We start from the raw sequence: 23295 nt of genomic DNA, 5'->3' as shown, positions 1-23295 counted from the left end.
ATAGATTGCTCGCTTTAAAGGACACATTTCACAATTGTCGCTAATGAATCTAACTTATTTTACAATCGTTACTTTTACATTTCTTTTTTCAAGCAATTTTCTTGATACTTCATCTATTTCTCTATCCGTAATGACCTCATCCACTTCACTAGGCGGAACGATTAATGAAAACGCCTTTTTTCCAAACTTTGAGGAATCCACCATCAGGATCACTGCATCCGACCTTTCGATCATTTTCTTTTTTAATAAAGCCTGCCCTTCATTAGAATCACTGAGTCCTTCCTCTAAGTGAATCCCCTTGCAAGACAAAAACGTTTTGTTGACATGATACATCGTTAATGAATTCTCTGCTATCGGACCAACAAATGATAAAGACTTTGACAGCAATCTTCCCCCGGTTGAAATAACCTTTATTTTTTCTTTTTTACTCAATTCCATAACCACTTTGGTGGAATTGGTAATAACCGTTAGCGGTATGTTTGGTAAGGCTTTTGACATATACCAGGCAGTTGTACTTGCATCTAAAATAATCCTGTCACCTTCCACTATCCGCTTTGCCGCTTCATATGCTATCACTTTTTTTTCGTTGACATTTGTTATCACTCTTTCGGAAAAATGGATTTCCGAATCATCTTCTTGCAGGCTAACGGCACCGCCGTGGCTGCGTTTTAGTTTTGTTTCTTTCTCAAGCTTTTCGAGATCACGTCGGATCGTTTCCTCTGTTACTGAAAAGATTTCACTTAATTCTGTAACACGAATACTCGAACGTTCATTTACGAGTTCGACAATTTTTTGGTGTCTTTGAGCTACAAGCATACCAACTTTCTCCTATCTATATAATCTTTGTTTGCTTTTGTTTGTTTTTGTATTGTAACATATATAAAGCCCTCTATATAAATAGAGAGCTTAGGAACTGCCTTTTTTCATTGATATCGTTATTTGGCAATTAGCTTAAAACCTTCAATAATTTCTTCAATATCTTCATCACTAATATCGATAACTTCGCCAATACTTTTAGCGTACACCAATGCTTTTGCACTATATTCAGCTACTTCTAGCCTATCAAATACACTCAGTAAACTTTTTCCTGAGACAACTGCATATCCATTTTCAATTAATAGGACAGGATTATCCTCTGCTAGTTTATCTGCAATCATTCTATTATGATCTTCTCCCATTCCAAAAGGCACTTTATCTATATCCCGAAGAACAATGTAGGCCTCTGGAATTATATGTGTATTATATTTAACATCTGTCACTGCATATGCCATTAAAAATCTTGGGTTGGCAATGATTACGGATGTAAGCTCCGGGTTTAACTCATATATTTTTTGATGAAGCCCAAAAAACTCACATGGTTCCTTGCCAGCTTCACTAAACTCCTGATGAATCAGAACCAATTCATCTTCCTTAATATATTTACGGTCCTGTTGAGAAGGCGTGATTAAAATAGATCCATTTTTAAGGCGTGTTGAAAAGCTGCCTGAGATACTTGTAAAAAGCTGACGATCATATAACCGTTCCAATAACCTGATCATTTCTTGACGGCAAGAAACCTCTTCGACAGAATGGTGCTTCATTTCTATCTGTGTTAATTTATCCGCTTTATATAAATCTATTTCTTGTAAATTTTGATCGGTCAGTTCAAATGGTTTCCCTATATTTCTTGCATTTATTTCCATACAAGCAGTATCTTCAAGGGTTTCAAACAACATAAAGGCATCAAATATAGTAGGTTTCCCTACCACGATACCATGATTCTCCAATATGACCGCATCCCCTCCTTTTGCAAATTCAGCCGAAATATTTTCCTTTAATTTGTCGCTTCCAGGAATCGCATAGGGTGCAACCTGAAGGGAATCTGCTACACTCTTATATGCATGTAAAAGCAACTTTGGGTTTGGTCCTTTACGAGCCATACTAAAGGAAACCAATGCCGGGGGATGTGCATGTACGACAGCTTTTATATCGGGCCTTGCTTCATAAATTCCTTGATGAAAAGGAAGCTCTACCGATGGTTTATGTTTCCCTATGATTGTACCGTCCTTTTTGACGCACATGATATCATCCTTGGTTAATGCTCCTTTATCAATGCCCGATGGAGTAATCCAAAGGTCACCATTTTCATCCAGAATAGAAAGGTTTCCTCCTGAAATTGTTGTCATGCCATATTTATAGACACGTTCCATGATCATAACAATTTGTTCGGCTGGATGCAGATTTTCATTCATACTTTATCACTCCTATTATTTACATTCTTCTTTCATGGAAATTGCTTGTTTGAATTTTTCAATCAGGGATGATTCAATTTTTTCTTTTGGCTCATATTTTTTTATAGGGAACGAGTGTTGTATTAACTGACGTGCCGTTTGTAAATCGCTTATTTCATTACCTGAAATCATTTGAACTAGTATATTCCCAATCGCCGTAGCCTCTGTTGGTCCAGCGTATATGGTTTTCCCGCTAAGGTCTGCCGTAAGTTGATTAACGAATTCATTTTTCGCCCCTCCTCCGACAATATGAAGTTGCTCGATTTTTTTCCCGGTTATCTCTTCTATTTGCCGAATGGACATCGCATAAATTATAGACATATTTGTAAATATACAGTTCGCTAATTCGCCCACTGTATGTGGAATCTCCTGATTCGTCTCCCGACAATACTGCTGAATTTCTTGAATCATATTTTCTGGATTTAAAAATCGTTTATCATTAAAGTTGATGAACTGCCTGCACTCATTTATTTTCTCTGCCTCATGTACAAACTTCTCGAAGTTATAGTCTTCCTTTAAATGTCTTCTGACTTCTTGAATAACCCACATGCCAATGATATTTTTCAGAAAGCGGAAGGTTCCGTATGCACCCCATTCATTTGTATAATTGTTTTTAAGGGCTAACTCATTCACTATCGGTTTATCGCTTTCAATCCCAAGCAACGACCACGTCCCGCTACTAATATAGGCCCATTTCTCTCCATTACCAGGTGAACCGACTATGGCGGAAGCAGTATCATGTGAAGCAACGATAATCACTTCTGTATCGGGAAGATCAAAAGTAGAATAACGTTCTTTCATCAGTTTCCCTAATCGTTCTCCCGGATTAGCAAAAGGCGGGAATTGATCTTTTGACAATGCAATCAGGTTAAGTAACTCTTCATCAAACTTCTTCGTGTTTAAATTCAATAATTGCATCGAAGAAGCACTTGTAACTTCTGTGACCTTTTCCCCCGTTAGGCAGTAACCTAAATAATCTGGCACAGTCATGACATTCCTAGTGACTTTCAGGTTCTTTATATCTTCTTCGTACAATTGGTATAACGTGTTAAATGATAAGAATTGAATCCCCGTTTTTTGATAAATAATTTCTTTAGGTAGTGTTCTTGTGACCTTTTCGATTGTATTTTCGGTGCGCTTATCACGATAAGAGAAAACTTCTTGCACTCTGTGTCCATCATCATCCAACAATACGTAATCCGTTCCCCACGTATCAATTCCAAGTGTACAGTGGTCGTATCCAAGTTTTTTTGCTGATTCTAACCCCTTTAAGATTTCATTCAATAAATGATCAATATCCCAAAAACATGTTTCATTTTGGGTGGTGAAACCATTCGCAAATCGATGAATTTCTTCAATTACTAATTTCCCGTTCTCCATTTTCCCTAAGACCAGCCGGCCACTTGAAGCACCAATATCCACCGCAATATGTATCATTGGTCCACACTCCTCAATTTCTTTAAACCATGCATTATGGAAATATGATCACGGCCAAAGAAGTCATGCATTTCTAAATAATAAGCATAGAGTTGTTGATAAATACTTACATTTTCTTTAACCGGTATAAAAGTATCTTCTTTTACTTTTGCCATTTTAGAGGATGCCTCCTCTATGGAATCATACCCAGCATTTATACGGCCGGCAGCCGTGGCAGCGTATATGGCTGCTCCTAATGCAACCACTTGTTCCCCATCCGCGATTTTAATTTCACGATTTAAAATATCGGCATATATCTGCATTAATAGTTTATTTTTTTGAGGCAATCCGCCACAGGCAAACAAATCGTTTATCTCTATACCTTCATTCTCAAAGGTTTCAAGGATTTTCCTTGTTCCAAAAGCAGTTGATTCTAAAAGCGCACGGTATATTTCTTCGGGCTTCGTAGAAAGAGTAATCCCTGCAATCACACCTGACAAGTTCGCATCTACAAGGACTGTTCGGTTACCATTCCACCAATCTAACGCCACTAACCCAGATTGACCAGGCATTAAGCAGGAAGCCTTTTTTTCCAGTAAGCCATGTAGATTGACACCTTCTTGCTCAGCTTCTTTCTTTACATACTCCGGAACAGTTTGCTCAATATACCATGCAAACGAATCGCCAACAGCCACCTGTCCCGTTTCATAACTGAATGATCCGGGGATTATTCCATCCTCCACTACTCCACAAATACCTTCTACTGTTTGTTTTTTCTCAGAAATTAACATGTGGCAAGTAGAGGTACCCATCGTCATCACAAATTGGCCTGGATGGACAGCTCCTACAGCTGGAACACCTGCGTGGGCATCGATTATGGATACAGAAACAGCCGTACCAGTTTTCAACCCCATCTTCTTAGCCATCCCTTCTGTTAAACCACCCGACCGCCCAGCGATGGGTAACACTTCACCACGCATTTTTGTATCCAGTATATCCAGAAGACGTTCATCAATAGCCGCTAAAAAAGCAGGGTCCGGATATCCATCTTTTTTATCCCAAAATGCTTTATAACCGCTCATATTACTGCTGCGTACCAGCTCATTCGTCAGACGGAAGGTAATCCAATCTCCGGCTTCCATAAATAGATCCGTTTCTTCATAGATATCAGGTGATTCACGCATCACTTGTAATATCTTAGGGAACATCCATTCAGAAGAAATTTTCCCGCCATATCTTTTCAGGAATGGTTGATTCGTTGCCTGTGCAATGCGTGTAATATCATCCGCTTCTTTTTGTGCGGCATGATGCTTCCATAATTTGACCCAACTGTGAGGGTCCCTTTTCCATTTCTCATCAAAACAAAGGGGATTTCCCTTCTTATCAATAGGCAAAATGGTGCATGAGGTAAAATCGATTCCAATGCCTATCACATCATTCGCATCTACTCCACTTAACCGAATCACTTCAGGAACAGAAGTGTATAAAACGTCCAAATAATCACCTGGATGCTGGAGAGCCCAATCTTTTTCAAGTTTACGTCCGTCTGGAAGCCTATTAGTCATTACTCCATGACGATAAGGTGTAACATGTGTAGCCACTTCATTTCCGTTCGCTATATCTACTAACAGCACTCTTCCTGATTCAGTGCCAAAATCAATTCCGATTGTATATCTCCCATTCATCCCTTTAACAACTCCTAACATAAGTCACTCAATGATTTTTAATAAAAAGTCCCCTCTAGATAGTTGAGAGGGGACTTTTAGGTCTATCTAACCTTAAAAATTAAAATCAGCTGCATTGTCTTTCGTAAAATCTGTCGGTGGTCCCATGATGATTGTTTTTCCATCCTCCCACACGTCAATTTCACCTACATTTTCAACTTTCAAACCATCTTCTGGTTTCTCCCCTTCAGCTAGACGTTTGGCGAGGGCAACGGTTAAATAACCTAGTTTGTCTGGCTCCCAAAGAATGGCTACATCTAGAGATCCATCATTTAAATACGGTGAAGAGTCTTTCGGTAGAGCAGTTCCAACAACTGTAATATCATCTTGCAGTCCTTTTTCCTGAACAGCTTGGGCTGCCCCAAGAGGTGCCGGAGTAGAAAAAGCCATGATTCCTTTTAATTCAGGATTTGATTTTATTAAATCCAGTGTTTTTTGGTATGCCACCTGTTGTTTTTCATCTGTCGCGATTTTATCCGATACTAATTCAATACCTGGATAATTCTCTTCCAGTTCTTTTTTTGCTGCATCTATCCAGGTGTTTAAGTTTGCAGCTGAAAGCCCTCCAGTTAATATAGCGATTTGCCCTTTTTCAACACCCATTTGTTTTACGAGGGATTTAGCGATATGTCGACCGTATGCTTCATCGTCTATTTGGTGGACGGATAATTCTACAAGGGATTGATCAGCTGGTGTATCCCAATCCATTACAATTATTCCTTCATCCTTCGCCTTTTGAAGGACTGGTGAGAGTGATGCAGCGTCATTTGGTGCTACTGCGATTACATCCACATCTTGACTAATTAAGTCTTCAATTACTTTTACTTGCTGTGCAGCATCCGGTTCCGTAGGTCCTGTGTAAATGGTTTCCACACCAAGATCTTTACCTGCTTGAATCGCTCCTTTTTCAGAAGCATTGAAATATGGTATCCCCATTAATTTTGGAACTACGGCAATTTTCAACTTCTCATTACCACCTCCGCCACTTGTTTCTTTTTCACTGTTCCCCGATGCTCCTTCTTGTGATACACAGCCTGCTAATAGTCCCCCAGCTAAAATAGCTGTTGCCAATATCCCCGTCATTTTCTTCATAATGATCCCCCTTGAAATTTTTCTAATTTTTTACTAAAGTATTTTCAGAGATTACATGGTCATGTAAATTACGCTACAGAGTTTGAAGGTAAATTCTTTTGACTTTTTTCGTCTAATTTCGTTTTCACGAAGTTTATGACCAATACCGTGATTAAAATAACCCCCATCATTACAGTTACGATCGATCGTGGTACACCCATTAAGTTCAATCCACTTGATAACATTTGGAAAATGACCACTGCGTAAACAGTGCCGATAACCTTGCCATAACCACCTTGAATTTCCGTTCCGCCAAGCACGGCAGCCGCTACACTTTGTAATAAATAAGAAGATCCCAGATCCACTTTTGCAGTATTATAACGGGATGTCATAATAATAGAAGCAATTGTGGCAAGAAGTGCCGCATATAAGTAAACCCTCATTAATACCTTGCTATTATTTACCCCTGAAAATAATGTGGCGATCGGATTGCTACCCACCATATAAACACTTCTGCCCCATTTGGTTTTTGACAGCAATATAGCTGTTAATATTGCAAATAGTACAAAAATAATGATGGAAAGAGGAACGATCCCCATATAGTAACCGTTTCCAATTAAGCTATAACCCTCACTGAATCCTGAAATTGAATTTCCTTTCGTAATGCTTAAGATCAAACCTTCAAAAAGCACCATCGTTCCGAGTGTCACCAGTATTGGCGAAACACCGATTTTTGAGATGAGTACGCCGTTAATCAATCCGCAGCTCAGCCCGACTAAAACACCGATTAAGATTGCGCCTAGCATTGGGTATCCGCTGCTTGCCATAAGTGCGATTGTCACGCCAGACAAGGCAGCTGTATACGTAATCGATAGGTCAATTCCTCCAGTTACAATCACCACCATCATTGCTAAAGCGATTAAACCAAACTCCGGGAGCTGGAACATCATATTGGTTAAATTATTTGAAGAAAAGAATCCAGGTATTGAAAAACTCATTAACACAAACAAGCCTGCTGTAATTACCCCTAAAGTATTTTCTTTTGATATTGAAAGCCGTTTCATTTTTTCACCTCTTTCTTACGCTTCCACTTCAATTTTTGCTAACTTATCTTTTGAGCGCTTATATTGAATGTGGTCGTATGATACAGCCAGTAATATAATCAATCCAGTGAATACTTTTTGCCAGAAGGTATCAATTTTTGCCAAGATAAGACCATTTTGTACAATGCCTAGCAGAAGAACGCCCAAAACCGTTCCCAAAATGGTACCGCGCCCCCCCATGATGTTCGCACCGCCCAAAACAACGGCTGCTATGACCATCAGCTCCAGACCAAGCATTCCATTAGGATCAACAGCCTTTGTATATGCTGTTTGAGCAATGGCTGCTATTCCTGCAAGAAACCCCATATAGGAGAAAACAAATATTTGAACTTTGTCAAAATTTATCCCAACCCGAATGGCTGAATCTTTATTACCGCCAATCGCCAATACTTCGCGACCGATTAATGTGTATTTCAAAATATACCAAGTAAACAGAGCTACGGCGATAAAAATTAGAATGATGATAGATATACCGAACACCTCAAAACTAGCAAACTTGATGAATACGGTTGGAAAACTGCTGCTGTTCAAATACTGACCATTCGTAATGTACAACACGAGCCCATTAATGATACTCATCATTCCAAGTGTCACGACAATAGCTGGAATTTGAACCTTTGCAACAAGCAGTCCATTCAGTGCACCTAAACAAACCCCAAGAAATGGCCCAATCAAAAAGAGTAATAGTATAGAGATGGGATGGTCAGGCATGAGCATCATTACTTTTCCAACGATAACACAGACAGCGCTTGTAACAGCGGCGACCGATACGTCAATCCCGCCAGTGATGATTACAAGTGTCATACCCACCGCCAGAATTCCAAGTACAGCATTCCCTTTTAGTACATCCAGCAAATTGTCTACAGTTAAAAAATACGGGCTTAAGAATGTCAATGTAATACATAGAAGCAAAACAATCATTCCGATGCTGATTTCCTTCGACTTCAAAATGGCGTTCATGCACGTACCTCCTCTTTTAGCGGAAGCCCTTTTTTGGAAGGAGATTGAGAACCAAGCAGAGCATAATTCATGATATTTTCCTGTGTGGCTTCTTCTATACCAAGTTCTCCGGCTATTCTTCCGTGTCTCATGACCAAAATTCGATCACTGACAGCAAGTACTTCTGGAAGCTCTGAAGAAATCACAATAATGCCCATTCCTTCAGCAGCCAGTTCCCTCATTAACTTATGAATCTCTGACTTAGCCCCAATATCAATCCCATTCGTCGGTTCGTCAATAATTAGGATTTGTGGTTTAGTAGAAAGCCACTTGCCGATCACGACTTTCTGTTGATTTCCGCCTGACAGGTCACCAGCTGCCCTTTTAGGCAAAGCCGGTCTAACATCTAGCGTTTTCATATAATGATCAGCCAGCTTAACTTCTTCCTTTCGTTTGATCAATTTGAATTTATTTCTCAATTGTTTCAAAACAGGTAATGAAATATTGTTGATTATGGACTGGCGAAGGATGAGTCCTTGCGTTTTTCTGCTTTCTGGAATATATGCAATCCCTTGCTTTACAGCATGTTCAGAAGACTTGATTTTAGTAGAAACCCCATTTATTTTCATACTTCCATCGTAAGGCCTGTTGACCCCGAATATCGCCTGTGCAAGCTCTGTTCTTCCTGATCCGACAAGTCCTGTAATCCCAAGGACTTCTCCAGCTTTCAATTCAAAGGAAATATCTTTAAAGTTACCTTCTTTTGATAAACCATTCAGTTCCAAAAGAGTTTTTCCCGTTTTTCCTTTTACCATATTCTTTTTATATAAAATCTGACGTCCCACCATTAGTGTGATTAATTTATCTTCATCAAGTTCTTCAGTTTCGTAAGTGCCTACATATTTCCCATCGCGCAATATTGTAAATCGATCGGAAACAGTAAATAACTCTTTTAACTTGTGGCTGACAAAGATTATGGAAATTCCGCGATCCTTTAACTTTTGTATAACTTTATAAAGCTTTTCAACTTCCCCTGCGGATAGGGATGAAGTCGGTTCGTCCATTACAATCAACTTGGAATCAAAAGCGAGGGCTCTGGCGATTTCAATCAGCTGCTGTTGAGCAATGCTTAATTTTTCAACGGGTGTATGAACATCAATCTCAAATTCCAGTTCTTTAAGTGCCCGTTTTGCCGTATCCTCCATCTCCTTCCATCTAATCTTTTTCCATGGTTTTTTATCACTATCCCGGCCAATATTGATATTTTCAGCTACAGATAGGTTTGAAAATAAACTTAAATCCTGATAAATGATTGAAATACCTTTTAGCGTAGCATCAATCGGTTTTTGAATTTCGGCTTCTTTTCCTTCAAAGTAAAACTTGGCGCCTGGGTCCGGTCGATAAATGCCAGCTAATATTTTAATGAGCGTTGATTTCCCGGCACCATTCTCACCTATTAACGCATGAACTTCTCCTTTTTTCACTTCAAGCTGAACGCTATCCAGTGCTTTTACACCTGGGAAGGTTTTACTGACATTCGTCATTTGCAATAAGAAATCAGACATGTTTCTCTCCTTTCCAACCTTAATCAGTCATAAATTTGATTCAACTTTTGTTTTTTTCCATAGTAATTAATGTTATTGGTTTCACAAAAATGTTCCACTTCTGCTAGCCTCGGCACACCATCTTGGGCCCCCATTTTCGTTACCTTCATCGCCGCTACAATTGAAGCAAACTCGGCTGCTGATTCGATCGTCTCCCCATCTGCAATGGCACAGGCAAGGGCGCCTGCGAACGAGTCTCCTGCCCCCACTGTATCAACAGCTTTTACAGCAATGGGCTCGATAAAGTTTGTTTCACCGTTTTGATAAACCAATGCTCCTTTATGGCCCAACTTAATAATGCTATTCTCCACGCCAAAATGATTCTTAAAGAAAACACCCGCTTTGCATGCACTTTCCTTCGAGTTGACTTCGATTCCAGTCAACACTTTTGTTTCCTGCCAATTCGGCGTAATCAAATTAGCATAGGTCAGTGCTTCAGTCGTTACCCCTTCTGCCGGAGCAGGGTCCAAGATAATAAACATATTTTTTTCTTTAGCCCTTTTCATGGCTTGTAGAACAGCCTCATCAGGAATTTCCATCTGTACAAGTAAAACAGCATAGTCATCACTGATGGTAGAAAAACCAATGTCAATATCACTTCTTGTCAAATGTTCATTGGCCCCTTTAATGACAAGCATGGTGTTTTCTGCTGTAGCATCTACTGTAATGACTGCGCATCCAGTTGGATGTTCTGCAACATGTTTCAAGGAGGATATATTCACGTTATTTTGAAGAAGAGAACGTTCTATTTCATGCCCGAATGCGTCCTCGCCAACCGCACCGATTAGCTTTACTGGTTTTCCGAGTTTTGCGCACGTCGTTGCTTGATTTGCGCCTTTTCCACCACTTAATAGCTTCATATTTTCTCCGAAGATTGTTTCACCATGGGCTGGATACTGATTAGTGACTGCGACAATATCCATATTAATACTCCCTACCACTACAATCCCTTTCATGCACAACCCTCGTTTTTCATTTTCATTTGCTCTAAGAATGCCCGGAGTTGGCCAACGGCATCTTCCAGTAATACATCGTTTTTAAATAAACAGGACGTACCGCAAACCAACATGTCGGCTCCATTTTTCAATACACCCGGAATGGTTTCGAACCCAATGTTTCCATCTACCTGAATATCAATTTGGTAGCCTTCCGATTGAATTAATTCTTTTATCTTTTTTATTTTCTTATACATAAGCGGTACAAAGGACTGCCCGGCAAAACCAGGATTCACCGTCATCACCGTTACATAATCGACTACATCCAATACATGTTCAAGCTCTGTGATGGGGGTTGATGGATTTAAGGCTACCCCTGCCTTAATCCCATCATTCTTCAGCTTTTGAAGTGATCTCTGTAAATGGGCAGTTGCCTCTGCATGAATGGAAATCATATCTGCCCCCGACTGAATGAAAAGATCTAAATGGTCTTCCGGTCTTTCAACCATTAAGTGAACATCAAATGGTTTATCCGAGAATTGCCTAATGCTTTTAATTAGATCCGGGCCCATCGTAAAATTAGGAACAAACGATCCATCCATTATATCTAGATGAAAGAAATCAACACCTGCACGGTCTAATCTCATTACTGATTCTTGTAAATTCCCCATATCTGCACACATAAGTGAGGGTCCAATTAAGGTCATATAAACACTCCCGTTCCATTTCATCTTTTATTAAGAAAGCGTTTTTTTATAAAGGAAGCGCTTTCTTTGTTGATACTTTCACTATAAAGGGAATTGGCATAAGCTGGTAGGTGATAAAATTCGGGTAGGGGGGATTTTCTTCGGGACATTTTCAATGTAGACATAAAAAAAAGCTCCGGAATGGAAGCTTCTACTTTTTCACAAAAAACTCATGAGTATCTCGATATTGAGACGGCAGTTGTCCTGTCCATTGCTTAAACAGCCGACTAAAATATTTGGTATCTTGATAGCCTACTTTTGAAGCAATATCGTAAATCTTTAAATCTGTATGACTTAATAATTCCTTCGCGACTTTTAACCGTTCATTGGTTACATAGTCAAGCACGGTTTCACCTGTCTGATTTTTAAAATACTCACAAAAATAGGTTGAATTTAAATGGACATGATTGGCGATTTTTTTTATTGTGATGTTATCGCCTATATGATTTAGAATCCATTCTTTTGCCTGGCGTATGGGATCTGTTTGGTCATTTTGAAATGCTGCTTGCTTTTTTAACATATTCATGACCCAGCGCTCCGTCTTCTTTTTTAAATGATTAAAATGAGAAGAATCCTCGGCAATGCTAAATGCTTCCTCAAGTAAAAGCGGAAGCTCTTTAAAACCATCACTTTTAATCCATTTATTAATAATTCTAATAGACAAATAGCGAACCGATTCTTGTATTACAAAAGGGGACGTGACATCTTTCAATTCGTTAAAAAATTGCATGAGAGAACGAATGGCAGCTTCTTCCCCATGCTCCATCGCCTCCACTGTCTCTTCTGCCCATTTATAGATGGATGGCGGCACTTCAATCACTTTATTATATGACACATGTTTAAGCATTTCAGATCTGAAAATTTTATTGCCTCCTTGTATCATTCGATATTGCAAGGTAGATCGTAATTCATCTTTAATATTTACTAAAAGGGTAAGGTCATTAAACTCATTCCCAAGGGCAATGGAAACCGTAAAAGGGGTTTGCCGTTGGACAGTTGTTTTTAATGTTATACACAATTGCTCCAAAGCTGAAGGGGTAGTATCCTTAATCAATACCCAACTGGCATGTAGACTATCTTTCCACATCCAATGCGTTGAATGATCATCTAGTAAGTCTTTTATAAGTTTTTTTATTACATCATTCCATCTCCCCCAATCTTCTGGTGAAAAACTTTGGGTTTTGGCAAATGTATGATCGATTCCAATATGGATCAGGGAATAGGTTCCTTCTGGAAATTGCCGCGTCCATTCAAGTAATGATAAGTCCATTGCATCTTTCAACGTTATTTCCATCAGCAATTGAAGCTGCTTTTCATGGGTTAATATCAAGGCTCTTTCTTCTATTTCTCCTATCTTTTCCCTTTCCTTTCGCGCCTCAATTACTTTTTCCTGCACAGTCTTCAACTGCAATTTAAACTTTTCTCGATCAATCGGTTTCAATATATAATCGACAGCGCCTTCCCTTAGGGCAGTCTGTACATAAAGAAAATCATCATACCCGCTTATAATGAATGGAAATAGCGTTGGTTTAGTTTTTTTCAACTGTTGAATTAACGTTAACCCGTCCATGACAGGCATTTGTACATCTGTTATTAATACATCAACTTCTTCTACTTGATTGATAATTGCATCGTAGGCCTCTTGGCCATCGGAGTAAACACCTACAACCTGCCACTCTTCCCCACAAGATTGTACTAGTCTTTCTATGCCTCTTCTTATCCTTGGTTCATCATCTACAATGACCGTCCTGACCCTTTGTATCATCTCTGTTCTTCTCCTCTCCTTGAACATACATGCTTACTTGTTGGGCATTTATTTTGGGAAGTCGTATAACCACACTCGTTCCCTTTCCGTATTCGCTATTAATTTGAAGATTATATTGTTCCCCGAACATCATGCCAATTCTTGCATTTACATTGATAATCCCAAAGCCAGAGTCCCGTTTCATCATTGGATCTAAACGTAACTTTTCATTTAATTCAATTAATTCGCTTTCTGTTATCCCTGGTCCGTCATCACTGACTATCAGCAAAAGATCTTCCTCACCTGTCTGAGTTTCCTCATCAGAAATATGTATTTGAATGTCTATTTCCTTTCTTTTTTCCAATCCATATTTAATGGAATTTTCAACGATTGGCTGTAAAACAAACTTGGGTATATAATAATTAACCACATCTGCTCCTTTTTCTATCATAAAATGCAAACGATCTTCAAAACGGAATTGTTGGATGCTTAAATAATCTTCAATGTGCTGAACCTCACTGTTTATAGGAACCAAGCTTTCTTTATTACTGATTGAAAAGCGCATCATTCTACCAAGCAATGTCACCATCTTCACGACTTCATCGCTATCTCCTTCTTCCACAGCCATGCCTATGGTTTCCAGCGTATTATACATAAAGTGAGGATTTATTTGAGATTGAAGGGCGTATAATTCAGCTGTTTTTTTTCGTAGTTCAATGTGGTAGTTTTTTTGAATCAGCTCTCTTATCTCTGCAAGCATAGATCGAAAACTGTTCGCGAGCATCCCGACTTCATCCTTGGAATGTATGGGTATTTCTACTAATAAATCACCTTTTTCCACTCGCTTCATGATATCTCCTAATTCGTTTAGTGGACGTGTAACGGTCCAGGCAAAAAAGATAGAGATCAATGTAGTAATGAGTGTGAACAGGATAAAAACGAAAATTGTCACATTTCGGATAACATCCGTTTTTTCCGTCATATTTTTGATTGGCATGCTGTGAACGAGCACCCATGGCAGCTCATTTGATTCACTTATACTGATTAAATTCCGTTTTCCATCGATTTCTGTACGAAAACTACCATTCAGTAATGGGTAATCATGTATTCCTTTTTCCACAGAACCAATTTTTGAATGATCCTTATGATAAATTATCTTCCCCCGCTTATTCATGATCCACATCGTAACATTCTCTTCCTTTTGCAAATCCTGAAGTGATTGTTCAAAAAACGCTACATCGATGGCTATATAGAGCGTTCCTAAATTTTTTCTATTATCGAAATCAGTAATTGGTTTGACTAGCATAAAATAGGAGGGATCCCCTTCAAACGTTAAATTAGTCTGATTAGGAAGGAGCAACTGCATCTCGCCTAGCAATCCTAGGTCATCTGCATATGGCAAGGAACCATCTTCAAAACCAAAACTGTCATAATGGAGACTTGTACTTGCAAATGTACGATTCTTGGAAATAAGAAACGCCCCCAAAATATGAGATGAATTGTTATTTAAATAGGTCCTTGTCAAATAACTCTTCATGATATATTCATCGTGTAGCAAAACCGATTTTTTTTTTGATTGACTGTCTCTTAAAATAGCCATGACATCACCGGAATTATAAATTAAATCAGGTAAGGTCTCTAGTTTTTGAATGTCATTTTCAATGTTGCCATTAACCTGTTTGACAAGACGGGGAATATATTCGCCCACTTCTTCTTCTATTGATTTTGTGTATTGCCAGTATGCAATGAACCCAAGTAAGGCCATAGGTAGAACCGTTAATAATGTATAGGTTGTAACTAGTTTTGTAGTTAAACGCAAGTTTTTTATCTGGATCGGCTTTTTCCCTTTAAAAATCATACTGGTTCACATTTCCCTTTGTAAAATCGATGGGCTCTCCCATAATGACGATATCACCGTTGAATTTAATCCTACCTATGTTCTTAATGTTCTGTCCATCATAAGGAAATTCATCAATCAATAAGTTTTTTGCTAGGCTAACAGTCAAGTAACCCAACTTTTGTGGACTCCATAACGTAATGGTCTGGGCAGCACCCTCCTGTAAATACTCATTCATTAAATTAGGAGTCGATGTACCGACTACGGCAATCTTGCCGATTTTACCTGCATCTTTCACAGCCTGAGCCGCAGCAGGAGGGTTAACCGTTGAAATACCAATAATTCCTTTTAGGTCCGGGTATTTTTTAAATAAATTTTGTGTTACCTTATACGCTTTATGAATATCTTCGTTTGTATATTCCACTTCAACTAGTTTCATAGTTGGATAATATTCTTTTTGTTGGATTTGAATCCAATCAATCCATGTATTAAGATTGGCAGCGGTAGGAGATCCCGTCATAATCGCAAACTCCCCTTTTTCTTCCATTTCAATAGCGAGAGTATCCATTACATGCCTGCCGATTATCTCAGGATCTATCATGTTCACAAAAAAGCTTCTGTATGATGCATTAGTATCAGAATCCCAGGTGATCACCTTGATTCCTTTACGCTTTGCTTTTTGCAGCACCCTACCTAATTTATATGGATCATTTGCAGATACCGCAATTACGTCCACTTTTTTTTCAATTAATTTTGTTATAATCTCTTCCTGCTTTTCAGAGCTGGGGGTAGGTGGGCCTGTATATATGACCTTCACACCTAAGTCTTTTCCCGCCTCCAACGCCCCCTCCTCTACCGCTTTAAAATAAGGAATTCCGTCAATTTTAGGTATAACAGCTATCGTATATGTATCTTTTTTATCCTCGACAGGTTTTGTAGTGACGTCGATACTTTCTTCATCATTGTAAATAATCTCGTATTCTGAAGAATGATCACAGCCGCTTAGTATAAATAAAAACAAAATAAAAGAGATGGGCATCCTTAACATGATTAGCTACCTTCTTTCTTAAATTCTAAACATTAGCACGTATCATGGAAATTGTAAGAAGGAATGACTTAAGAAATGCTTTTATCATCCGGTTACATTCACCGCTGCTTCTTTCTAAGAAAACGGTTTCATAAATGATAGATCTTTCCGGGAGTAAAACCTTACTTTCTTTACTAAAATAGGAAACCTTTATATACTTTCAGGTTTCCCTACAATTTATTGTCCAGCCATGACCTTCTCTGTTTTGTTCATCTACTAAATTACACGAAAAGCGCAATGGAAACTGGAAAAATCGTATTTTAGCATCAAGAGTGAAGGCCTTTCTCATTCTCTTTTATATGTATTAAAAATACCTCTATTGTACAATTGAACCCCATCATTTTTTTCTTTTTATTATTGATTTTTACTGTTTTTGAAAGGTTTGTCAATTCAAATTTTACAAACATTTTTAAAATTCAAATAATATTTTTATATAGTTTCACTTGCTCATAGTGTTTCATTTTTAGTTGTATTGGAAAATTACAAAGCAGTCTACGTCATTACATTAACGATTCTTCTTCAGTCATCAGTCTAATTTTCAACAGATTAATTCAATATGGTGTACGATACTCTCATTCCTGATTTAACATTTCGAGTACAAATTGACTAGCTTTCATGTCTATTCATTAACGTGCAATCAAAAAATAAAATATACCCATAGAAAGACCTGTGTCATAGATCGTTATAGGTATATTTTATAAAGGAATTACCTTTCTAATAAGTTTTCCTTTTAACTATATTAATTTTCTAATTTAAAACAAAAACTTTTTTACTTTTTCTCCATCTCTTCGTTATACTTCGGAATTTCCAGACCAATCATTCGGGACGAATCGATAGACCCATATTAATTCAGCGGAATTAGTCACACATCGGTTTGCCGATTCAGGATAACCTTAATTTAACGTTTTGCTAAAACATCACGTTCATATTCTTTCACTTGCGTCAGCCAACTTTCCTTTACCGGTACATTCATTTTCTCACAATAATAATCCCAAATTGCACCAAATGGATAGGTTTTAAATTCCTCCATTAATGCCAGTCGCTCAGTAAAATCCCCTTTTTCTTGCAGTTCTTTCAAATGATCGTTCGGTACAAGTAAGGCATATAAGAGGGCTTTAATCATATTACGCGTACCAATCGTCCAGGCAGCAACACGGTTAATGCTGGCATCAAAGAAATCAAGACCAATGATCACCTGGTTTAATGCATCATTGCGAACAATTTCAAGCGCAATTTCACGAAGCTCATCGTCTAAAATTACGACGTGGTCACTGTCCCATCGAACCGGGCGCGAAACATGAAGTGCCAGTTTATCACTGTATAATAGCATCGAAGAAATTTTGTTCGATACTGTTTCAGTCGGATGATAATGACCTGTATCCACTAAGCAAATTTTGTTATTTTTCAGTGCGTAGCCAAGGTAGAATTCATGCGATCCTACGACATAAGACTCGGACCCGATACCGAATACTTTACTTTCCACTGCATCCCAATTACATGTTTCATCCACTTCTGCCGTAAAAATTCGATCAAGGGATTCTTTTAATCTCTTTCTCGGGGTCAAACGGTCGCTTGGAATATCTTTGTAGCCGTCTGGAATCCATATATTTGTTAAGCAGGGCATGCCGAGTTCACGACCAAAGTACTCTCCGATTTTTCGGCTGGCGATGCAATGATCTATCCAGAATTCACGTATTTCTTCATCTGGATGAGAAAGTGTCAAGCCGTCTGCTGCTTTTTCATGGGAAAATAGTGTCGGGTTAAAATCCAAACCAAGACCGTTTTCTTTAGCCCAATTCAACCAGTTTTCGAAGTGCTTTGGCTCAAGCTGATCGCGTTCGACTGCTTCTCCATTTGTTTCCGCATAAATGGCATGCAAATTGACACGATGTTTCCCCGGAATAAGCGATAACGCTTTTTCAAGATCCATGCGTAGCTCTTCCGGCGTAGTGGCTTTTCCTGGATAATTCCCCGTCACATCAATTCCGCCCGATAATTCACTTTTGTTCACTTCAAATCCACCAATATCATCACCCTGCCAGCAATGTATCGAAATAGGCACTTTTTTCAGAGTTTCGAGTGCCGCATCCACATCAATTCCCCAATTCGCATACGCTTGTTTCGCCGCTTCGTACTGTTCTTTAATTGTCATATCGTCCCATCCTTTTTAACGGATTGAATAGTTCACTCCATGATTCCTACTACCTTTTCCAAATCATATATTCTTCACTTATCACAATGGGCAGTACATACTAAATCTATTATTTTTGGATAGATTGATTTCGCCTTTGACAAACCCTCCACTTAAAGCAACAAAATCCTAGAAAACAGGCAAAACCTATTCAGCGATTAAAAGCTCCAGGTACACCGCCGTCTACAGTGACCATGCAACCCGTTGTTTTGTCTGCTTTTGATGAAGCGAAAAACGCTATGGACTCAGCAATGTCTTCCGGGAATATATTTACTAGCAATGTCGTACGTTTTTTGTAATGATCTTCAAGCTGGTCTGGCTCTATTCCGTATGCAGCGGCACGTTCTTGACGCCAACCCGATCCCCAAATGGAAGATCCCTGTAATACGGCGTCTGGCAAAACAGAATTAACACGGATTCCGAAATCCCCGCCTTCCACTGCAATGCAACGTGCTAAATGTGTTTCAAGGGCTTTGACTGAACTGTAAGCAGAAGCATTTTTTCCAGCGTAAACAGAGTTTTTCGATCCGACAAATACCATATTTCCTCCTGTTCCCTGTTGTTTCATTTGCTTAAAAGCTTCACGTGCTACAAGGAAATAGCCCGTCCCCAGTACATTCATGTTTAGGTTCCATTCTTTTAAGGTTGTTTCATCAAACGGACTGGATGTGGCAAGGCCGGCATTGTTGACGATAATATCAATTCCCCCAAATGTAAGAGCTGATTTCTCAAAGGCAATCTGTACCTGCTCTTCACTGGTAACATCCATTTTAAAAGCTGCAGCACGTATTTCCCCGTATTCTTTATTGATTTCATCCGCAACTTTTTCAGCACCTTCAATATTTAAATCAGCTAGAACTACATGGGCACCTTCAGAAACTAAACGCCGTGCTGTTGCGCTGCCAATACCGCCCGCACCGCCTGTAATGAAGGCTACTTTGCGTGAGAACTCCGCTTCTGCCGGCGAAAGAGACAATTTATACAGCTCAAGTGGCCAGTATTCAACGTTATATGACTCATTTTCACTGAGAGATACGAACTCGCCAAGTGCTGTTGCCCCTTTCATAACCGCAATCGCTCGATGGTAAAGTGCTCCGCTCACGTTTGCCATGGCTACGTTTCTGCCTGTGTTGACCATTCCGACACCTGGTATCAAAATAACTCGTGGTGCCGCCTCAAACATCACATCTCCTTCGTTTTTATTGCGCTCGAAGTATTGCTTATATTCTTCCTTATATTGTTGAATACCCGTTTTAACTTTTTCCACCAAGGATTCTGTTCGTTCATTTTGAGGATCCCAGTTAATGTATAGCGGCTTCATTTTTGTATGTACAAGGTGATCCGGGCAAGCGGCACCGACTTGTGATAAGACTGCCGCATTTTTGCTATTCAAAAATTGCAGGACATCATCTGCATCGTCAAAGGTTAAAAGCATTTTTTTCTCCTCGCCCACAGCACCGCGGATAACCGGCATAATCGAAGCAAGTACCTTTTTGCGCTCTTCTTCAGGTAAAGAGTCAAATGCCTGTCCACCAAATGCATCTTCTTCATGCTGGCGGCTTTTAATAAACTCTTCTGCTTCCGTAATAATCGAAATGGTTTTTTCATAGGCTTCTTTCGATGTTTCACCCCAAGTTACCAATCCGTGCTTTTCCATTAAAACAAGCTCGGCCTGCGGGTTATTTTTCACACCTTTTGCAATCATTTTAGACAAAGTGAAGCCAGGGCGCTCATATGGTACCCAGACAAAACGATCACCGAAAATTTCATTGGCGACTTCTTTTCCATTGTCTGCACAGCAAAGACTAATAATTGCATCTGGATGTGTATGGTCAACATGTTTAAAGGGAAGGAAGGCATGAAGTAAAGTTTCAATCGACATACGTGGATGCTTACTGTCGATCATGCAGTGTGACAAATATTCAACCATATCTGCATCAGGCATTTCATCACGCTCGATTAAAGGGTGAATATCCGCTAGATTCAAACCTGTGAAATTGCCCGCTTTCATTGTCGCAAGGTCGGAACCGCTTCCTTTAACCCACATGACTTCAATTTCCCGGCCACGAAAATCTTTTTCCATTGTTTTCATGGATGTATTGCCGCCTCCCCAGTTGCAGACGGCTCGATCTGTACCGATTAAATTAGACCGATAAACCAGTTCTTCTACTCCGGATGTTACTTTTGACGCTTCTTTATCATTCCATAAATTATTAATCATTTTGTTTTACCCCCGTTTATCTTTATTTATGTTTGTTTTATTGTATAACACTTTTGTTTTCATTTGAAGAAGTTTTTTTAATTGTTACCAATTTTATGAAAACAAGGAAAATCGGTGAGCGTGAAAGACAATGGATGTATCCGCATTTTCAACAATCCAAATCATTCTGCAAGGTAATATCATCTAAAAAATCACCATTTTCCTTAGATGAAGTTTGTAAAATAAACGTAAGTACAACAAATGACCATGAATGTAAACACCATGTCCCTTCCATCTTAGAAAAAGACAGATGCAAAACTTCCCAAAGACTTCGCAGGACATTTCCTACGGAAAGACATCATTTTCCCGGGTAAACAGGCAGCTGCAGACAAACTTCTTTCTAACCCAAATACCATCGATGCAATAATGTCTCTCAATCCTTTTTACTGAAATTAAGAGATACAGTGTTTTTTTTTATCGAATTCCATTTGAAAAATCGGTGCTGTGGCTTTATTGAGGTTATATGAGTTACTGTTCAAATAAGAAATGGACATGGGTTTTCACACCAAAGATGGAGTTAACCTTTTGTTGTTGTCTTTAGTTTTAGTACATTTGGAGCTTTTGTTTCTATTTAAAAGATTCACAAAAGAGTGGATTGGGTACAATATGAGATGAACTAGTAAACGTTATCGTAGTATTAGAAGATTCGGGAGGAAGTTTATATGATTAATGAAAAAGTGGCATTGATATTAGAAGAAAAAATTAACGTTATTAAAAGTGATGAAACATCCATTTATTTAGTCGGCCCAATCAAATTACCCATAAACTTAGAGGGCGAAACAATTATATTCCAGTGGTATTGCTGGTTACGATGTGAGTATATGGCGGGTCATTTTTGTGGTGACGGCACTTATAATATAGAAAAGATCATTGAAACTTTAGCCTCTTCCAACTTAGCGGAAATGCAGCAATCAAGTGTGTTACTGTATGGGGATTTTCAAAACTCCTCCGATGCCCTTATCCGGATGCATAGTATTTGTCATACTGGGGATATATTTGGCAGCAAACGCTGTGATTGTGGCTTTCAATTAAAGCAGGCTATGAAAATGATTGCAACTCAAGGATCCGGAGCTTTATTTTATTTAGCGAATCACGAAGGAAGAGGCATCGGATTATTTAGTAAAGCCATGGCTTATGTTCTACAAGAAAAAGGATTGGATACGGTGGAAGCGAATTTGGAGCTTGGATTTGTGGATGATGCACGTAACTATGATGACGCCATTCGGGTGTTAAAAAAACTGCGCTCTAATCCAGTCACCCTTATCACCAACAATCCGAGAAAATTAGAAGCCCTTCAAAACTCTGGTGCCAACGTTGCAGGCAGAGTTCCGTTATGGGGAGATATTTCCGAGTTTAATGAAAAATATTTAAAAACTAAAGTGGTACGTTCCGGTCATTTAAATGATATTAAAGATGAATGACTGATTGTTTTAAATGAAATTGGTTTGTTATATCCCTGAATAGGTTTATAAGTGTGTTTCCGAAAGAGCAGCTGAAGTTAAATTACCAAAAGAACCCTTAATGGTTTTTACTAACCCTTTTCAGTTAATCTTGGATTTTTCCATTAATGACAACACACTTCCCATTTGTAGCTTGCTTTATCATTCTTCCATCCTTGATGTATACAGTGTAAGTATTATTGACTTTAGCATCTAATCTTGCTAGGTCTCCCATTCCTGCTATGATATTTTTGACAGCTTCCCTCTTCAGATTATTCATGACTTGCTTTTTCCATTGTTCCCGTTTGTTTTTTTGTATATTTTCATCAACCATCAGGATCCCATCCTTCTTGTTTGATTTATGTCTTCTCCGATAATAGTGTATTATTTTTTTATCATCTTGTTACCCATATGCTTTTCCTTATTGGGTGCTTTTAGTGATAACAGCACAGGTTACGGTAAAATGAAAAAATATACAAGTAAAGGGGGGATAAAATAAAATAGCTCACGCAAGTGATAACAAGAAAATACATAAAAACAGGATGCAACGGAAAGTTGCACCCTGCCTGAAAAAGGGGTTTGCTTCATTTCGAATCAGCATACATTCTCTGCGATAAACACCTCATCTACTTTAGAGTAAATACTGGTATCTGACTAGAGTTTACCATCCAAAGCAACCATCCCCTATATCTTAAAAGTTTCCTCAACTTTCAAAGCATAAATGACAATTATTGAATGAGTTTTCTGCTTTTACGTGCAAGAGAACCATCTCCTTGCTCGAATCGATTTTTTAATGAAGCTACCAGTAGTTAAGTTAAACGTCTTTAACCGACACCTCATTTACTATATGATGTGAATCATACGTAATCAGTAGCCCCTTCTTCTTTATTTATAATGACCATCAGCGGTTAAAAAATACCTGGTTGTTT

The 23295-nt window shown here is 38.7% G+C and carries 17 protein-coding genes; 1 reads left to right on the top strand and 16 read right to left on the bottom strand.

All coding sequences use genetic code 11. The annotated features are described in order from the left end of the window. Nucleotides 1–54: 54 nt before the first annotated feature. The 15 genes from OSJ91_RS11325 to OSJ91_RS11255 all read right to left on the bottom strand — a co-directional run bounded on the left by OSJ91_RS11325 (nt 55) and on the right by OSJ91_RS11255 (nt 20888). On the bottom strand, nt 55–816 hold the full coding sequence (locus OSJ91_RS11325; protein WP_485891587.1) for a DeoR/GlpR family DNA-binding transcription regulator: 762 nt from the start codon (nt 814–816) through the stop codon (nt 55–57). Nucleotides 817–935: 119 nt separating this feature from the next. Continuing rightward, nucleotides 936–2231: a class II aldolase/adducin family protein gene (locus OSJ91_RS11320; RefSeq protein ID WP_485891586.1), complete on the bottom strand. Its 1296-nt coding sequence runs from the start codon at nt 2229–2231 to the stop codon at nt 936–938. Between the two features lie 15 nt (nt 2232–2246). Continuing rightward, nucleotides 2247–3707: a rhamnulokinase gene (rhaB, locus tag OSJ91_RS11315; protein ID WP_485891585.1), complete on the bottom strand. Its 1461-nt coding sequence runs from the start codon at nt 3705–3707 to the stop codon at nt 2247–2249. Next, on the bottom strand, nt 3704–5371 hold the full coding sequence (locus OSJ91_RS11310) for a ribulokinase (RefSeq protein WP_485891584.1): 1668 nt from the start codon (nt 5369–5371) through the stop codon (nt 3704–3706). The genes rhaB and OSJ91_RS11310 overlap by 4 nt, the downstream gene beginning before the upstream one ends. 93 nt (nt 5372–5464) lie before the next feature. Further along, on the bottom strand, nt 5465–6502 hold the full coding sequence (locus tag OSJ91_RS11305; RefSeq protein ID WP_048677830.1) for an autoinducer 2 ABC transporter substrate-binding protein: 1038 nt from the start codon (nt 6500–6502) through the stop codon (nt 5465–5467). Between the two features lie 68 nt (nt 6503–6570). Then, a complete protein-coding gene (locus OSJ91_RS11300; protein ID WP_137017949.1) occupies nt 6571–7545 on the bottom strand; it encodes an ABC transporter permease in 975 nt (324 codons plus the stop codon). Nucleotides 7546–7560: 15 nt separating this feature from the next. After that, nucleotides 7561–8544, bottom strand: coding sequence for an ABC transporter permease (locus OSJ91_RS11295; protein WP_063593123.1), 984 nt, complete (start codon nt 8542–8544; stop codon nt 7561–7563). Further along, nucleotides 8541–10088, bottom strand: coding sequence for a sugar ABC transporter ATP-binding protein (locus OSJ91_RS11290; RefSeq protein ID WP_350302299.1), 1548 nt, complete (start codon nt 10086–10088; stop codon nt 8541–8543). Before OSJ91_RS11290 ends, OSJ91_RS11295 begins: the two co-directional genes overlap by 4 nt. 23 nt (nt 10089–10111) lie before the next feature. Continuing rightward, nucleotides 10112–11083, bottom strand: coding sequence for a ribokinase (rbsK, locus tag OSJ91_RS11285; RefSeq protein ID WP_485891583.1), 972 nt, complete (start codon nt 11081–11083; stop codon nt 10112–10114). Further along, on the bottom strand, nt 11080–11769 hold the full coding sequence (gene rpe, locus OSJ91_RS11280) for a ribulose-phosphate 3-epimerase (RefSeq protein WP_137017953.1): 690 nt from the start codon (nt 11767–11769) through the stop codon (nt 11080–11082). Before rpe ends, rbsK begins: the two co-directional genes overlap by 4 nt. Nucleotides 11770–11959: 190 nt before the next feature. Further along, on the bottom strand, nt 11960–13573 hold the full coding sequence (locus OSJ91_RS11275; protein WP_485891582.1) for a response regulator: 1614 nt from the start codon (nt 13571–13573) through the stop codon (nt 11960–11962). Then, nucleotides 13539–15410 carry a cache domain-containing sensor histidine kinase gene (locus tag OSJ91_RS11270; protein WP_413017073.1) on the bottom strand — a complete coding sequence of 624 codons (1872 nt, stop codon included), beginning with the start codon at nt 15408–15410 and terminating at the stop codon, nt 13539–13541. Before OSJ91_RS11270 ends, OSJ91_RS11275 begins: the two co-directional genes overlap by 35 nt. Beyond that, on the bottom strand, nt 15400–16437 hold the full coding sequence (locus OSJ91_RS11265) for an autoinducer 2 ABC transporter substrate-binding protein (RefSeq protein WP_350302295.1): 1038 nt from the start codon (nt 16435–16437) through the stop codon (nt 15400–15402). The genes OSJ91_RS11270 and OSJ91_RS11265 overlap by 11 nt, the downstream gene beginning before the upstream one ends. 937 nt (nt 16438–17374) lie before the next feature. Further along, nucleotides 17375–18628 (bottom strand): L-rhamnose isomerase, encoded by a 1254-nt coding sequence (gene rhaA / locus OSJ91_RS11260; RefSeq protein ID WP_350302294.1) that lies wholly within the window; start codon nt 18626–18628, stop codon nt 17375–17377. A gap of 190 nt (nt 18629–18818) precedes the next feature. Further along, complete coding sequence (locus OSJ91_RS11255) at nt 18819–20888, bottom strand: bifunctional aldolase/short-chain dehydrogenase (RefSeq protein WP_485891581.1); 2070 nt, start codon at nt 20886–20888, stop codon at nt 18819–18821. Nucleotides 20889–21589: 701 nt separating this feature from the next. Between OSJ91_RS11255 and OSJ91_RS11250 the strand changes: the two genes are divergently transcribed. Then, nucleotides 21590–22348 carry a GTP cyclohydrolase II gene (locus OSJ91_RS11250; protein ID WP_350302292.1) on the top strand — a complete coding sequence of 253 codons (759 nt, stop codon included), beginning with the start codon at nt 21590–21592 and terminating at the stop codon, nt 22346–22348. A gap of 124 nt (nt 22349–22472) precedes the next feature. Here the strand turns inward: OSJ91_RS11250 and OSJ91_RS11245 are convergent, their stop codons facing one another. Then, nucleotides 22473–22700, bottom strand: a complete 228-nt coding sequence (locus tag OSJ91_RS11245; protein ID WP_485891580.1) for a hypothetical protein — start codon at nt 22698–22700, stop codon at nt 22473–22475. Nucleotides 22701–23295 lie beyond the last annotated feature (595 nt).

This window comes from Bacillus sp. T-10(2022) (assembly GCF_056502895.1).
The sequence above is the reverse complement of the archived record's forward strand: the minus strand, read 5'-3'. Positions and strand labels throughout refer to the sequence as shown.